Origin of the sequence: Arthrobacter sp. 2762, assembly GCF_040548745.1 — a bacterium.
In the GTDB taxonomy this organism is placed as follows: Bacteria; Actinomycetota; Actinomycetes; order Actinomycetales; family Micrococcaceae; genus Arthrobacter.
Genome location: NZ_JBEPSI010000006.1, coordinates 96,704 through 111,938 on the forward strand (window position 1 = coordinate 96,704; position 15,235 = coordinate 111,938).

The window sequence follows — 15,235 nt, forward strand, 5'->3', positions numbered from 1 at the left end:
TAGCCGCCATGTCTACGCCACGGCCCGGTCCAGCGCACCGAGAGGAGAGCACACCTGTCTCTTCGCAGCGCATCCTCAATGGTCGCTACGAACTCGGTGACCTGATCGGCCGTGGTGGCATGGCAGACGTCTACCGTGGGGCAGATACGCTGCTGGGACGCACCATTGCCGTCAAAGTCCTGCGTGCTGACCTGGCCCGCGATCCCCAGTTCCAGGCCCGTTTCAAACGCGAGGCCCAGGCTGTCGCGGCACTGAACCACCCTTCCATCGTGGCCATCTTCGATACTGGTGAGTACTCCGTCCCGGGCGGACCGGGTGAGGACGTGCGTGTCCCATACATCGTGATGGAGTTCGTCGCAGGACGGACCCTGCGGGACATGATCAAAGCGCACGAACTCGGTGTTGAAGACTCCATCGGCTACACCCTTGGCGTCCTCGCGGCGCTGGAGTACAGCCACCGGGCGGGCATTGTGCACCGCGATATCAAGCCGGCCAACGTCATGGTCTGTGCTGATACCGGGGACGTCAAGGTCATGGACTTTGGCATCGCCCGCGCCATGGCTGACTCCGCTGCCACCATGACGCAGACGCAGGCTGTGGTGGGAACGGCCCAATACCTTTCCCCCGAACAAGCACGGGGGGAGACCGTTGATGCCCGCAGCGATCTCTACTCTGCCGGCTGCCTCCTGTACGAGCTGCTTACCAGCCGGCCACCGTTTGTAGGCGACAGCCCGGTTTCAGTGGCCTACCAGCACGTCCGGGAGACGCCAGACCTTCCCAGCGTCCATAACCCCGAAGTTTCCGAGGCTTTGGATTCCGTCCTTGCCAAGGCCCTGCAAAAGAACCGGTCAGACCGATTCCAGGATGCGGCTGCCTTCCGGCGGGCACTCAGGGCCGCGAGTAATGGCATCCCCGTTCCCGCTCTTCCCCCCAGCGAGGCACCTACCGACCCGAACGACCTCATTTCATCCGAAGACCCGGAGACGCAGCTCTTGAGCGCAACAGCCGTTGGATTCCTGGATGTCGAGCACTACAAGGACGTGCCCCAGGACCCCATGGAGGAGCCGCTGGACGAAGCGCTTCCCTTGGACCTCCCACCGGAACGTGAGCGGACCGCGCGCCAGAAGTCCCGCCGTCGTACTTGGGCGGCGACCCTGGCAATCTTCACTATCCTTGTTCTCGCAGGCGCCGGATTCTGGATCTACAGCCTGGTCAACGCGCCCGCCGCGACGCCGGCCAAGGTGGCGGTTCCCTCGGTGACCAACATGTCGGAGTCCCAGGCGCTGCAGGAGCTCTACTCCGCAAAGCTGGTCCCCAAAACGGCACGTGTGGCCAGTGACAAGGTTGCCAAGGACATGGCGATCGGCACGGCACCCAGTGCGGGCTCCATGCTTGAACAGAACGCCGAAGTCATCCTCAACATCTCCAGCGGTCCCAGCTCGGTAACTATCCCGGCAGACATTGTGGGCCGCACCGAGTCAGACGCCCGCGACACCCTCCGGCGCCTGGGAATCACGGGCAACATCTCCAGCGTGAGGACGCATAGCCCCACCGTTCCCATCGGACTCGTCATCACCACTGGTCCAGCCCCCGGGGCGCCCATAGCCGCAGGTTCCAACGTTGAGCTGCAGGTCTCCTCCGGCAAAGTGCTGATGCCCCAACTGATCGGTCTTGCCCAGTCGGAGGCCGAAGCGCTGCTGAAGGAGAACGGCCTCGTGATGACCGTGGTGGAGCAGGAAAATTCCCAGGTGACCCCCGGAAAGGTCACGGCGCAAAGCGAAACCTTCAATACTGAAGTGGATCAGGGCAAGACAGTAACGGTAACGGTAGCCAAAGCCCCGGCTCCGACTCCCACACCCACGCCAACAGATACCTCGAGCCCCAAGCCGACGCCCACCAAGAAGGACTAACGGGTCGCGTCCTCTCAGCCGCCGCTACACCTCAGTGCTGGATCAGCGGGCTCAGCTTCGAAGCACGTTCCGCGGCGCCGGTCATGCCGAGAGACTCCAGCCAGTTGCCCAGCATCTGGTAGCCGCCTTCGGTGAGGACTGATTCCGGGTGGAACTGCACGCCGCAGAGGGGAGCGGTCTTGTGCTGCAGACCCATGACCACACCGTTGGTGGTCTCGGCTGTGATCTCCAGGACGTCCGGAATCGAGTCGCGAACCGCAGCGAGTGAGTGGTAGCGCGTAGCCGTCACTGGCGACGGAAGCCCGACAAAGACGCTCTTGCCTTCGTGCTGCACAGGCGAGGTTTTGCCGTGCATCAGCTCAGGCGCATGGGTGACCACGCCGCCATAAGCTTCGGCAAGGGCCTGGTGGCCAAGGCAGACTCCGAACATAGGCTTGGCGGCCTCGCCACACCACTTGATGAGGTCAATGCAAACACCAGCTTCTGCCGGCGTTCCTGGACCGGGAGAGATGAGGACTCCATCACGGGCTGCGGCAAGCTCTTTGGCTTCTGCGAGTGTCACGTCGTCATTTCGGACCACGGTTGTCTCGGCGCCGAGTTCTTGCAGGTAGCCCACCAAGGTGTAAACGAAGCTGTCGTAGTTGTCCACGACGAGGATTTTTGTTGAGCTCATGGCTGCTGCACTAAACCAATCGTTGAGTCGGTCAAAGAAGTGAATTGGGAGAACCACGGGAAGAGGAACTCCACCATCAGGACGAGGGCTACGGCCACAAGCGCCACCGATGTCAGTATCCGCACCCACAAGGGGCCGGGCAAATTCCTGAAGATCCAGGCGTACATCCGTTACCCCTTTCCTTGGGCTTGGGCTACTTGGGTGGCGATTTCCGACGGCGGTCCCGCTGAGGCCGGTTGCCAACCCTCAAGGACGGAGTAGGCGATGATGCGTTCCTGGGATCCGAAGCGCGGGTTGCAACTGGTCATGGTCAGTATGCTTTCACGGGGCGTGACTCCGGGTTGCGTGGGGACCGGCATCAGGACGTCGGTCTGGCTGGGCAACACAATCTGGTTGTTGCGGAAGACATAGGTGTAATAGCCGTCGGGCGTCTGGACGTAGATTTTGTCACCGGGGACCAGTGTGTGGATGTTATCCAGTACAGCGCCGTGGGTTTGCCGGTGTCCCGCGACGGCAAAATTGCCCAGGGCTCCGGGCATGCTGGTGTTTCCGTAGTGCCCCAGGCCCAGTGTGTCCAGGACATCCTGGTCTGTTCCCTCGATAATGGGCCGCGTGTAGTCCGGACCGAATCGAGGGATGTACATGATCCCGATCGTTTTCCCATGGGCGGGTGCTGTCCCGACGACGGGCGGACCGTAGTCCGTAGCCTGGCTGGCAGCCGGTGTCACCGGTCCCGCAAATTCCTGTGCAAAACTCTTCACGGCTTCGGTCTGCTTGGCGTCGGCCTCCACGTTGGTCCACCACAGCTCCCAGCCCACAAAAAGCAGGAGGACAATGCCTGCGGTGATGAGCAACTCGCCCAGTACCTGGCTGATTTTGCGCATAACGTCCGAGGCTGTGAGCCGGGCGCGGGGAGGTTTTCGCTGCGGCCCGCGGGCGGACGGCACGGCTGCAGCCGCCGTCGTCTGCTGGTCCGCCACAGGGTCTCCTCGTATAGGGCGCGGGCGGCGCTGGCCTACCCCGGTTGCGGCTAGACTTGACAGCTAGTAACAACCCGGAGCACCGCGTGGCCGTTGACCGCTGGATTTTTTCCTTCCTGCAGGATACCAAGGCCGGCAGCATCGGGTTTCAATCGAACAGCCAAGGAGGATCCGTGCCCGAGTCCAAGCCCCGCAAGCGGCCTGCCCGTCAGGCCCAGCAGACTTCCGCCGCGCAGCAGTACAAGCCGAATCCCGTTTGGTACAAGCCGGTCATGTTTGGCCTCATGATCATTGGACTGATCTGGATCATCACGTTCTATATCACCGAGGGCCGGTTCCCCGTTCAGGAATGGGCTTCGTGGAACATCGTGGCTGGGTTCGGCATCGCAATCGTCGGATTCCTCATGACCACGCGCTGGCGCGCCTAGGAATCCCACACCTCACATTTCGGTGCCCGCGAACGTCTACAGGATATGAACACCAGGCACACCACCATGGATTCCCCGCTGGGGCAGCTGACGCTGACTGCCCGCGGGGAGTTTTTGACGGGCATCTTTTACGAAGGCCATTGGCACATGCCTCCGCCGGACTACTTTGGAGTCCCGGCAGGGATCGAGGAACCACTCTTCGATCAGACCCGCGGCGAACTCGGCGAGTACCTCCAAGGAAAGCGCACCGACTTCGACGTTCCCTTTGAAGCCCGGGGCAATGCCTTCCAAGAGAAGGTCTGGCAGCGGCTCCAAAACATTCCTTTTGGGGAAACCATCAGCTACGGTGAACTGGCTCTCGAGATGGGCGATCCCCACCTGGCCCAGGCTGTCGGCTCCGCAGTGGGGCGAAACCCCATCAGCATCATCATCCCGTGCCACCGCGTGGTGGGGCGCAAAGGGCAACTCACCGGCTACGCGGGTGGGCTGCCCAACAAGCGCTTCCTCCTCGAGCTCGAAGAGCCTGCCGCCGTGAAAGAGAGCAAACTCTTCTGATGCAGCGCCGGCAGCCGGCCCACACCAAGAGGCCGTTCGAAGCAGTCGTCCAGGAACATGGCGGCACTGTGCTCCGGGTGTGCCGTGCAGTGGTTGGCCTTCACGATGCCGACGACGCCTGGTCCGAAACCTTTCTTGCGGCTTTGCAGGCTTACGGCGCCCTCCCTGCGGATGCCAACCTTGAGGCCTGGCTCGTCACTATTGCGCATCGGAAATGCATCGACCTCATCCGTTCCAGTAATCGGCGCGCTTTGCCTGTCGATCAGCCACCCGAGCGGCCTTCGAAGATTGGCATTCCGGGTGACAACCAAGCGGAGCTACTCAACGCCGTCGCGCAGTTGCCACCTAAACAACGCCAGGCAGTGGCCTACCACTATTTGGCGGGCCTCCCATATCGGGAGATTGCGTCACTTCTGGGCGGGACACCAGATGCCGCACGACGTGCGGGATCCGATGGTGTGAAAGCCCTCCGTTCCATGCTCCGCGACGAGCCCGAATCCGTCCGAGCTTTCCTGGTTCATTCCACGTCCGTGACTACGTCATCCGTCCCAGCATCGGCGAAAGGAGAAATCCGATGACTCTTGAATCTCTTTCGGACCGCGCCGCGGTTGCCACACTTCTTCAACCCCTCGACGCCGGAATCGAACCTGCCCTGGCCAGCCTCCACGCGCGACTTGTCCGCTCTGCACAGGAAAGCCATTCCCTGGACATCGCCTACACAGTGGTGGATTCTCCTGTGGGCAAGCTGCTTTTGGCGGGTACGGAGCATGGCGTGATGCGGGTAGCGTTCGAGCGTGAAAACCACGAGGCCGTATTACAGTTGTTGGCCGACACTGTGAGTCCCCGCATCCTGTATGCACCTTCACAACTTGAGGCCGCTGCCCGCCAATTGGACGAGTACTTCAGCGGCACCCGTAAGGATTTCAGCCTTCCCCTGGATTTCCAGCTCGCACGCGGGTTCCGCCTCAACGTCCTCCACCACTTGCCGCAGATCGCTTACGGAAGGACCGAAAGTTACGCACAGGTGGCCCAGGCCGCCGGCAGCCCCAAAGCTGTGCGCGCCGTTGGAACGGCCTGCGCTACCAACCCGCTGCCGGTGATCGTTCCTTGCCATCGCGTGGTGAAGTCCGACGGCACTTTCGGCGGTTACCTCGGTGGAACCGAAGCGAAACGAAGGCTCCTTACGCTTGAGGCTGCCGCATGAGCGAGGACGCCCTGTTTCCGTTGACGCTTATCCAACCTCACACCTACGACGCCGCCCCTCGCGCTATAGCTCCAGGCGCCGTGCACGTGCCGGGCTGGCTCAGCCTGGAGCAGCAGAGGTGGATCGTGCAACGCTTTGGCGAATGGACGCACGGGCCGGTGCCCCTCCGGGCAGCAACATTGCCGGGAGGACATCAGATGTCTGTCCGGACCCTTTGCCTTGGCTGGCATTGGCAACCCTACCGCTACACGAGGGAAGCTACGGATGTAAACGGCCAGCCTGTACTCGACTTCCCGGAGTGGATGGTTCGCTTGGGCAGGAAGGCCGTATCCGATGCTTACTCCTCCGGGCCGGAAGGCAACGAGGCCCTCGCCGAGCTCGCTGGCAATTACACACCCGATGCAGCACTGGTGAACTTCTACGATCGCGGCGCCGCCATGGGGATGCATCAGGACAAAGATGAATGTTCCAATGCTCCAGTAGTGTCCCTCAGCATCGGGGAGACGTGCCTCTTCCGCTTCGGCAACACCCAGACGCGGACCAAGCCATATACGGACGTCGAACTCCGATCGGGAGACCTTTTCGTTTTCGGCGGAGCATCAAGGTTCGCGTATCACGGCATCCCAAAGGTCCTCCCCGGAACCTGCCCGGAAGGATGCGGGCTCTCCCATGGACGAATCAACATCACTATGCGTGTCACCGGATTGTCCTAGGGACCGGATCGCAGCGGCAAAATGTCCCAGGCAACGGGCAAAATGTCACAGCCAACGGGCAGAATGTCCCTAAAGGCAAGAGCAAGGGTTGGCGTCCGCGGGACGGCCGCAGAGGAGCGTTCATGACCACGGAAGAAACCGGCATCATCATCGGCCAGGATGGCCTGGCGCGGCCGCTGTGGGCTGCCTCGGATCCCCTGATGCAGGCTTACTACGATCACGAGTGGGGCATGCCGGTCCGGGACGAGCAAGGAATGTATGAGCGCATCAGTCTTGAGGCGTTCCAAGCCGGCCTGTCATGGGCAACCATCCTTCGGAAGCGGGATGCCTTCCGGAAGGCTTTCCTGGATTTTCACCCTGAAAGCGTCGCTGCTTTCACGGACGCGGATGTCGAGCGGCTCATGCTGGACGCAGGCATCGTCCGGAACCGCCTGAAGATCCAGGCAGCCATCACCAACGCCAAGGCCACCATCGCCCTGAGGGCAGAGGGCGGCTTGGTGGACTTCGTGTGGTCCTTCAAGCCGGAAACCACCCCTGCTCCCCGGTCCTACGCAGAAATCCCCACTACGTCGCCCGCATCCGTTGCTCTGTCCAAGGCGCTCCGCAAAAAGGGCTTCGCGTTTGTTGGCCCCACAACCATGTATGCCCTCATGGAAGCCGTGGGGATCATCGATACCCACTTGGTTGATAGCCACAGGCGGGGTACGTCCGGCGTTTGGCTTGAGCAAGGTTGGAAATAGGGCTTCGGCCTTCCCGCAGATGCCCACAGGCCTTTTCCACAGAAGTGCGTAACTTTTTCCACAGGCGTGGATAACTTCTGTGGACATCCATGCACTTTCCCCAGAATCCCCCGCCGCAGTGCTGATCCTGGACTCAGGACCGACGGGCAGGAGTTATGCCCACTGTGCATCCAGCTGTGGATAGTGACCGCATCTTCATTGAACGTTCACCTGTGGAGCATTGCTGGATTTACTCACCAGCGTTTTCACCGACGAGCCGGAGCCCAAAATCATCTCAGAGCGGGCCTTCCTCCCTCAGTGATCACCTTCACGACCTTCGCGGCCTGGGGAGTTACCCACTTAACAACAACCCCCTACCCACAAGTTATCCACAGGTGGGGAAAACTTGTGGGTTTCCGGTGCCGGATCCGCGCGCTTGCGGTCTAAAAGGAACCGCAACGGGCCTGAACTACACGCGTGTAAGTTATTAACATTGTTGATAAGCCTGTTGATAGAGGCCCCTCCACAGCATCATTAACAGCTTTATCCACAACTGGCCCAGAAATGGCTTGGTTGTCCACAAACCAGACAGGGTCGGGGACAAAGTTATCCACAGATGTGGATGAACCCATGCCTTTCCGGGGATATCTACCGCCCTGACAGGCCGCACAGCACTCTGACGAGCTAACTACACGGATGTAAGTTACACACACTGTGGACAACAGCTGTGGATAACCTCATCAAATCGAAAAGTAGGGGAGTGGGATTACTTGCCGATGAAAATCGACTTCAAAAAGCAGATTGAAACGTACAACGCTTCACATGGCAGGTTTTCCGTGGTGACGGTTCCAGCCCTGCAGTTCCTCATGATCGACGGCCATGGTGATCCAAACACCTCCCAGGACTACAAGGACGCGCTGACCACCATCTATCCGGTCGCTTACAGGATGAAGTTCTTCAGCAAACAGGAGTTGGGTCGCGACTACACGATGATGCCGCTGGAAGGGCTCTGGTGGGCGGACGACCTGGATACCTTCACAAGCGCCAGGGACAAATCATGCTGGGATTGGACCCTGATGATTATGGTCCCGGATTGGCTCACCCAAGATCACTTCGAGGAAGCGCGTCAGATCGTAGGCAAAAAAGACCAAGGGCCGGCAATTGACGGTCTTCGATTGGAAACAATCGATGAAGGGCTCAGCGTCCAAACCCTCCACATCGGCCCCTACGATGACGAGGGTCCAGTGCTCGCGGAAATGCACACCAGCTTCATTCCCGGGGAGTCATTGATGATGTTGGGGAAGCATCACGAGATCTACCTCAGCGACCCACGCCGTACTGCACCGGAGAAACTCAGGACGATACTGCGGCAACCGGTCGCGGTTGCAGGAAGCGCCAGAGCTAGCCGGCAGTGATGCGGAACCACGCGACCACGGCCAAAAGGCCTGCCACGAGGATGAGGCCACCTGCTTGCAGCAGAGCCTGGTTCTTGCCCCGCGGGGCATAGGCGACGGCGGCGGCAGCGAGGCCGCCGGTGATCAGGCCACCTAAGTGGGCTTGCCAGGCAATGCTGGGAACAAAGAAGCCAATGGCGCCATTGATCGCAATGAGGATCCACAGTTGTTTGGTTTCACCGCCGCGATGACGCTGCACTACGAGCATGGCACCGAACAGACCGAAGATGGCGCCGGAAGCTCCCACAACGCCAACCACGGGAAACGTGGGAGTCAACAACAGGTAGCCCACGGATCCACCGACGGCGGAGAGCAGGTACACGGCCAGGAACCGGATCCGCCCGAGCAATGGCTCAAGGGCTTGTCCGAAAATCCATAGCGTGTACATGTTCAGGACGATGTGCAGCAGGAAGCCTTGCGAATGAAGGAAGGCCGCAGTAAGCATCCGCCAGGGCTCGCTGGCAGCTGCATAATTTGCGAATGCAAAATTCTGGAATACAGCGTCACCAGGAACAATCCATTGAAGGACGTAAACCAGCACGCACAACCCGATGATCGTAAACGTCACCAAAGGCCGGCCGGTTGCCAAGGCACCGCCATAGGGAGAGCGGTAGCTCGGCGTCGTACGTTTTTGTTCGTTGACGCAATCGACGCATTGGAACCCGACGGCGGCCGCCCGCTGGCACTCGGGGCACGCGGGGCGCCCGCAGCGCTGGCACCGCACGTAGGAGGGCCTGTCCGGGTGCCGTGGGCACACCGGGATGGTGGCGGACGGCTCTGCCGACGGGATTCCGTAGCTCATGGGCTCTGATTCAGCCTGTTGTTAGAGCTGTTCGATGTCGATGCTGTTGATGACGACGTCCTCAACGGGGCGGTCGCCCATGCCGGTGCGGACGCCCTCAATGGCGTCAACAACCTTGCGGGATTCCTCGTCAGCTACTTCACCGAAGATGCTGTGCTTGCCGAACAGCCAGTCGGTGTTGACCGTAGTGATGAAGAACTGTGACCCGTTGGTGCCCTTGCCCATCTGGATACCGGCGTTGGCCATGGCCAGTTTGTAGGGAGCGTTGAAGGTCAGCTCGGGGTGGATTTCGTCGTCGAACTTGTAGCCCGGTCCGCCAACGCCGCGGCCCAGGGGATCTCCACCCTGGATCATGAAGTCCTTGATGATGCGGTGGAAGATGGTGCCGTCGTAAAGGGGGGTGCCGGTCTTGTCTTCGCCGGTTTCCGGGTGCGTCCAAGACTTTTCGCCCGTGGCGAGGCCAATGAAGTTGGCGACCGTCTTGGGGGCGTGGTTGCCGAAGAGGTCAACCTTGATGTCGCCGAGGCTCGTGTGGATCGTTGCTTTTGCGGTTGCGATGGTCATGGCCCCATTCTTTCATGCAGGGTCAACGCCGGCATGGCTGTAAAGCCGGTTCCGCGCTGGGTGAAATCCGGGAAGAATCATGCAGATGAATAGCCGCTGTTCCTCAAGGCACGTAGGCTAGCTTCAAACGAGCATGTGTATCGGGAGGTAGTTGTGAAGAAATCAGACCGTATTGCCCGCGACCTTGAACACTCCGTTGCGGCTGGTGTGGATAACGCCCGCGACTGGGCGGCGCCCCGCGTGGAAGCAGCCGTCAATTGGGCTGTTCCCCGTATTCAGCACGGCATTGATACCGCTTCCCCCAAGATCCAGGAGGGACTGAAGTCGGCGGCGCACAACCTCGCCGACGGCGTGGCAACAGTTACGCCGCGGCTTCAGGATGGACTGGCGCACCTCGCGCCGAAGATCCATGACGCTGTGGAGGACGCCACGCCCAAGATCCAGGAGACCCTTAATAAGGCAACTCCGGCGCTTGGACTCGCCCGGGACAAGGTAGTTGAGGAGTACCTGCCCAAGCTGTCCGAGCAGTTGGGCCAGGCTTCCGTAGTTGTCCATCACGTTCTTGAGAACGCGCCCGCCCAAGTGGATGCGGTTGCGCAGAAACTTGTGGACTCGGGTGTGGTGCACAGCGTGCAGGAGCAAGCCCAGGCCACCAGCAAGCAGATCAAGGCAGTGGCGGACCAGACCAGCAAGGCTGTTTCCCAGCAACTGGCTGTCCAGCAGAAGCCGAAGAAGCGCGGATGGCTGGTTGTCACGGTTATTGCAGCCGCGGTTGCTGCCGGCGTCGCTGCGTGGAAGGCCTCCAAGCCCGTGGAGGATCCTTGGAAGACGCCGGCCCCGGTCAATCCAACCCCTGCCCCAACGCCAACCCCGGCTCCCGCAGACACTGCAGCATCAGCTACAGCGACGGCAACTTTGCCGGCCGAATCCAAAACTTCTGACATTACGCCCGAGGAAGCGGCTGCCGAAGTGGAGCAGGCAACCAAGGATGCGTTCGAGAAGAGCAAGGATTCGACGACCAACGTCGCTACTGATGCCAAGACCGCTGTCAGGAACATTGCGGCAAGCGGCCAAAAGGACAACGACACCACGTCCACGTCCAAGGACTCGCAGCTCTAGGGTTCTGATCGGCCTGCGTTCATAGAGGCCGTCATCGAAACATCATCTGAAGGGATCCCGGCCAGCCCGGGATCCCTTCAGTGTTTGCCACCTTGTAACCCAACAGTCCTCCGGGGACGCTCTGCCGGGTGTTAGATTTGAAGTGATGTCAGCCGATAGACCCGTTGCGGGTGCCCTCAAGGAAGTCCCGGAGCCTCCGGGGGTTTCAATCGTCATCCCGGCGTATAACGAGGAAAGCGTCATTCGCCAGTGCCTCATCGCGGCCATCTACCAGTCTGTTCCCGCTGAAGAAATCATCGTGGTGGACAATCTCTCCACTGACCGCACCGCCAGGATCGTGCGCCAGATGCAGCAGGAATACCCGGAAAGCCCCATCATCCTTTTACGGCAGGACGCCACGCAGGGGCTCATTCCCACCCGCAACTTTGGCCTCAACAGCGCCAACGGGGAAATCGTGGGGCGCATCGACGCCGATTCCGTCTTGGAACCTGACTGGGTTGAGCAGGTCCAGAAGGCCTTCATGGACCAGTCCGTCCAGGCGGCTACCGGACCTGTGGTCTACTACGACATGCCGATGCGCCGCTTTGGGCTCAAGGCGGACGACAAAATGCGCCAGCTGATGCTGCGCCTGGCCAAGCACCAGTACCACTTCCTGTTCGGTTCCAACATGGCCCTCCGGCGTACCGCATGGGAGACCATCCGGGACGAAACGTGCCTCGATGAGAAGGATGAAATGCACGAGGACATCGACCTCTCACTGCACCTCGCCGAGCACGATCTCCACGTCCGCTATTGCCCGCAAATGGTGTCCGGCATGTCGGCCCGACGCCTTGAGGACTCTCCGCGGGACTACCGCTATTACGTCACGCGCTTCGACCGGACGTACAAAGCGCACAACGTTAAGAAGATGGCCCTGAAAGCGCCCATGGTGGTCTTCTTCTCCGTCTATTTCCCCGCCAAACTCCTGCGGGCCATTCATACGGCCAACACGGCGCAGGGCATTCGACGCAGCAGCCTGTAGGCCCCCGGCCATACAGCGTCAGGCCACGCAGCGGCACACCAGGCAATAAAAGCCCGACGGCGGAAGCTCAGTCAGTTCCCAGCTCGGCCTCGCGCCGGTCTGCTTCGCCTTTGCCACGCCGTTGCCCGGCGACCACCACCGCGAGTCCAACGAGAATGAGCGCAAGGCCGGCGTATGTCCCGGCGGGAAGTGTCTCGTCCAGGAAGATTGCCGCCAGGATCGCTGCCCCCGGAATTTCCAGCAGGATGATCATGGAAACCAGCAAGGGACTCATTGTGGCCAGCAGGTGGTTGAAGGCGGTGTGCCCTACCAACTGTGCACACACGGTGATGGCGAGAATCCCAAGCCAACCTCCGGCGTCGAACCCTGCCAATGGTTGGCCACTGAGCAAAGCGAACACGGCAACAATCGCGGCACACATTCCATAGCAGAGCGTGGTGTACGTGCCCGTTCCCATGGATTGGCGGGCCCTGCCGCCAGCCAAGGTGTACAAGCCGGCCAGGGCTCCACCAGCCAGCGCCATGACGTCGCCCAGCAGGGCGTGCGGTGACGAGCCCATATCGAATCCTGTAATGGCCACGACTCCGCCAAAGGCTATCCCCAGGCCCACCAGAACCGGCCAGCGATGTCGGGCGCCCCTGAACAACTGGAAGACCGCGATCCATGCTGACTGGAGGCAGACCAAGGCAGTGGCTGCAGCCACCGAGGTCAGCTGCAGCGCCGTGATGAAGCAAGCGAAGTGAAAGGCCAGGGCGATGGCGGCAACGGTGGACCAGCCAAACTCTCGCCGGTTGATCTTCCCAAACTGTTTGGGCTCCCGGATGGCCACCGGTGTGGCCATCACGACTGCGCCAATAGCGTTCCGCCAGAAGGCGATCGCCAACGCCGTCACTGACGTGGCACCCAAGGTGCCGGCGATCAGTGGTCCTGAGGAAGCCACGCCCAGGACTCCCAGCGCGGAAATGAGAAGGTTCACGGCTCAACCTTAGTTTGGTGAGGCACCCGTCCTGCCCTCTATGTGCGGCGCGGACAGTGTGGTTGTCTTGATTCAACATTCCAGACAGCCGGCGACGGCTTTCCCAAGGGGACACCTGATTGAACACAACGCCCGTCCGTGGAGCTAGACGGAGACGATCAGTACTGCTGCTGTTCGCAGTCGCGGCTCTGGCTGTCGCTCTGGTCGTTACGGGCTGGTTGGTGGTTTCCCGGGAACGGCCCGGTGGCCAAGGGACGGGCAAGACCGAAATCCCAAGTATCTTCCCGGTCCCACAACATCTCCAGGCCGGAGTGGGGGATCCCATCCCTCTGAACGGCCACGTTTACATCGTGGCTTCCCCTGGCACAGACCAAGCGTCCATCGCAGCCCTCCAAGACCTGGTGACAGGAGCCGGGGGCACCGCAGAAGCCGTGACGGCCCTGAACAGCCCAGCGGCCGGCAGTTCGGCCGTCTTCCTTGGCACTGCAGCAGATCCCACTGTCAGCCCGGTACTCAAGGAGCTGGGGAAGGACAGCACGGCGGAGAACCAGGACGCAGTCGACCGAGCCGAAGGCTACGCCATAGCTACCGGAAAAACTTCCGGGATTCCGACGGCGGTACTCGCCGGAACGGATGCCGACGGCGTTTTCCATGCCGTGCAGACCGCGCGTCAATTGCTCAAGAATGGGGGAATGGCGGCCGCCCGCGTCAGTGATTGGCCGCTGATGGAAACCCGTGGCGTCATCGAAGGTTTTTACGGCACGCCATGGTCCCATCAGGCTCGTTTGGATGTCCTCAAATTCGCAGGACGCCAAAAAATGAATACCTATATCTACTCCCCAAAAGATGATCCACTGTTGCGGGAGAAGTGGCGGGCACTGTACTCGAACGAGGACCTCAAGGAACTACAGGAGCTGGTGGATACCGCCACGGCCAACCACATCCGCTTTACTTACGCGCTGTCCCCAGGCATCGATAGTTGCTACTCCCGCGAGGCGGACCTGAACTTTGCAGTGGCCAAGCTTGAATCCCTCTATTCGATCGGTGTCCGTTCGTTCGTGATTCCGCTCGATGACATTGCCACCAAGGTCCAGTGCGCCGAAGACCTCAAGGACTTCGGTGCCGGTCAAGCCAACCTGGCCAAAGCGCAGGCTTCATTCCTGAATGACGTCAATGACCGGTTCATTTCGACGAAACAGGACATCGAACCCCTGCAAACGGTTCCCACCTTTTACAACGGTTCCGGCAGCAATCCCTACAAGAGGGAACTTGGCCGGTCCCTGAACCTTGGAATCGTGGTCCAGTGGACCGGTGAAGACGTGGTCTCCCACAGGATCAGCGCCGACTCAGCCGAGACCGCCCGGCTGACATACGGGAGCCAAGGTTCTCCACGGGACCTGGTCATTTGGGATAACTACCCCGTGAACGACTTTTCGCAGGACCACCTCTTCATGGCACCGGTGATCGGACGCGACCCAGAGCTGTACAAATCAGTCCGCGGAATCGTGACCAATCCAATGATTGAGCCCTACCTGTCTTTCCCCGCCATCTTTAACTACGCCGACCTCTCATGGAATGGACCAGCGTACGATCCTGGCAAGTCCATGGACGCGGCCCTGAAACAGGCTTCCGGCTCGGATCCGGACGTCCGCGCGGCCGTAAAGGCTTTCGTGGACCTCAACCAAGACTGGCAGGACGACGAGCTCACGCCGTCCGCTCCGGACCTGCGGCAGGATATAGAGCAGTTCTGGTCGGATTACGACGCCGGAAGGTCGCCTTCAGGCGGCTTGAAGGCCCGAGCTGAGCTGCTGCAGAGGTTGCCGGAACTGTTACCCAGGATGGCAGTCCCGGGGTTCGCAGCGGATGCCACCCATTGGGCAAGTGCGGCAGCCAATTACGGACGAGGAGTGGAAGAGGCCCTGATCATGCTCGATGCTGCCAAGCGCGGGGATTCCTCGGCCGTGGCTGAAGCACGCCGGAATGTCCAGGCCGCGTTGGCGGCCGCCGATGCCAAGACGCAACCGACACTGGAGCTCGGCGTGGTGACTCCCGTGCTGGGGGATAGTGAACTGAAGGCATTCCTGGAGCGGGCGCTGAAGAGAGTCCCGCCCAACTAA

General features: G+C 60.8%; 16 protein-coding genes. 11 read left to right on the plus strand and 5 right to left on the minus strand.

The window, feature by feature from the left end; all coding sequences use genetic code 11:
• The first annotated feature begins 8 nt into the window (after window positions 1-8).
• Window positions 9-1,910 carry a Stk1 family PASTA domain-containing Ser/Thr kinase gene (gene pknB / locus ABIE18_RS12750; RefSeq protein WP_499723162.1) on the plus strand — a complete coding sequence of 634 codons (1,902 nt, stop codon included), beginning with the start codon at window positions 9-11 and terminating at the stop codon, window positions 1,908-1,910.
• 31 nt (window positions 1,911-1,941) lie between these two features.
• On the opposite strand, the gene ABIE18_RS12755 is transcribed toward pknB, so the two are convergent.
• Both ABIE18_RS12755 and ABIE18_RS12760 read right to left on the minus strand, forming a co-directional pair.
• Window positions 1,942-2,583 carry an aminodeoxychorismate/anthranilate synthase component II gene (locus tag ABIE18_RS12755; protein ID WP_224094520.1) on the minus strand — a complete coding sequence of 214 codons (642 nt, stop codon included), beginning with the start codon at window positions 2,581-2,583 and terminating at the stop codon, window positions 1,942-1,944.
• Between the two features lie 170 nt (window positions 2,584-2,753).
• Window positions 2,754-3,578 (minus strand): class E sortase, encoded by an 825-nt coding sequence (locus ABIE18_RS12760; RefSeq protein WP_499723331.1) that lies wholly within the window; start codon window positions 3,576-3,578, stop codon window positions 2,754-2,756.
• A gap of 158 nt (window positions 3,579-3,736) precedes the next feature.
• Here ABIE18_RS12760 and ABIE18_RS12765 point away from each other — a divergent pair, with 158 nt between their 5' ends.
• From ABIE18_RS12765 to ABIE18_RS12795, 7 genes are all read left to right on the plus strand, one after another.
• Complete coding sequence (locus ABIE18_RS12765) at window positions 3,737-3,991, plus strand: cell division protein CrgA (RefSeq protein WP_216924354.1); 255 nt, start codon at window positions 3,737-3,739, stop codon at window positions 3,989-3,991.
• Window positions 3,992-4,036: 45 nt separating this feature from the next.
• Entirely contained in the window at window positions 4,037-4,546 is a 510-nt protein-coding gene (locus tag ABIE18_RS12770; RefSeq protein ID WP_499723163.1) for a methylated-DNA--[protein]-cysteine S-methyltransferase, read from the plus strand.
• Window positions 4,546-5,124 carry an RNA polymerase sigma factor gene (locus ABIE18_RS12775; RefSeq protein WP_499723164.1) on the plus strand — a complete coding sequence of 193 codons (579 nt, stop codon included), beginning with the start codon at window positions 4,546-4,548 and terminating at the stop codon, window positions 5,122-5,124. Before ABIE18_RS12770 ends, ABIE18_RS12775 begins: the two co-directional genes overlap by 1 nt.
• A complete protein-coding gene (locus tag ABIE18_RS12780) occupies window positions 5,121-5,750 on the plus strand; it encodes a methylated-DNA--[protein]-cysteine S-methyltransferase (RefSeq protein WP_499723165.1) in 630 nt (209 codons plus the stop codon). Before ABIE18_RS12775 ends, ABIE18_RS12780 begins: the two co-directional genes overlap by 4 nt.
• On the plus strand, window positions 5,747-6,463 hold the full coding sequence (locus ABIE18_RS12785; RefSeq protein ID WP_499723166.1) for an alpha-ketoglutarate-dependent dioxygenase AlkB family protein: 717 nt from the start codon (window positions 5,747-5,749) through the stop codon (window positions 6,461-6,463). The genes ABIE18_RS12780 and ABIE18_RS12785 overlap by 4 nt, the downstream gene beginning before the upstream one ends.
• A 122-nt stretch (window positions 6,464-6,585) precedes the next feature.
• Window positions 6,586-7,203: a DNA-3-methyladenine glycosylase I gene (locus ABIE18_RS12790; RefSeq protein WP_499723167.1), complete on the plus strand. Its 618-nt coding sequence runs from the start codon at window positions 6,586-6,588 to the stop codon at window positions 7,201-7,203.
• Window positions 7,204-7,958: 755 nt separating this feature from the next.
• Window positions 7,959-8,597: a GyrI-like domain-containing protein gene (locus ABIE18_RS12795; RefSeq protein WP_499723168.1), complete on the plus strand. Its 639-nt coding sequence runs from the start codon at window positions 7,959-7,961 to the stop codon at window positions 8,595-8,597.
• Here the strand turns inward: ABIE18_RS12795 and ABIE18_RS12800 are convergent.
• Window positions 8,584-9,438: a rhomboid family intramembrane serine protease gene (locus ABIE18_RS12800; protein WP_499723169.1), complete on the minus strand. Its 855-nt coding sequence runs from the start codon at window positions 9,436-9,438 to the stop codon at window positions 8,584-8,586. The genes ABIE18_RS12795 and ABIE18_RS12800 overlap by 14 nt on opposite strands.
• A 21-nt stretch (window positions 9,439-9,459) precedes the next feature.
• Complete coding sequence (locus tag ABIE18_RS12805) at window positions 9,460-10,002, minus strand: peptidylprolyl isomerase (protein ID WP_216924370.1); 543 nt, start codon at window positions 10,000-10,002, stop codon at window positions 9,460-9,462.
• A gap of 153 nt (window positions 10,003-10,155) precedes the next feature.
• Between ABIE18_RS12805 and ABIE18_RS12810 the strand changes: the two genes are divergently transcribed.
• A complete protein-coding gene (locus tag ABIE18_RS12810; RefSeq protein ID WP_499723170.1) occupies window positions 10,156-11,121 on the plus strand; it encodes a hypothetical protein in 966 nt (321 codons plus the stop codon).
• Window positions 11,122-11,266: 145 nt separating this feature from the next.
• Window positions 11,267-12,142: a glycosyltransferase family 2 protein gene (locus tag ABIE18_RS12815; protein ID WP_431117360.1), complete on the plus strand. Its 876-nt coding sequence runs from the start codon at window positions 11,267-11,269 to the stop codon at window positions 12,140-12,142.
• 67 nt (window positions 12,143-12,209) lie between these two features.
• Here ABIE18_RS12815 and ABIE18_RS12820 read toward each other — a convergent pair whose 3' ends face one another.
• Window positions 12,210-13,118 (minus strand): DMT family transporter, encoded by a 909-nt coding sequence (locus ABIE18_RS12820; protein WP_499723171.1) that lies wholly within the window; start codon window positions 13,116-13,118, stop codon window positions 12,210-12,212.
• 119 nt (window positions 13,119-13,237) lie between these two features.
• Here ABIE18_RS12820 and ABIE18_RS12825 point away from each other — a divergent pair, with 119 nt between their 5' ends.
• A complete protein-coding gene (locus ABIE18_RS12825) occupies window positions 13,238-15,235 on the plus strand; it encodes a glycoside hydrolase family 84 protein (protein ID WP_499723172.1) in 1,998 nt (665 codons plus the stop codon).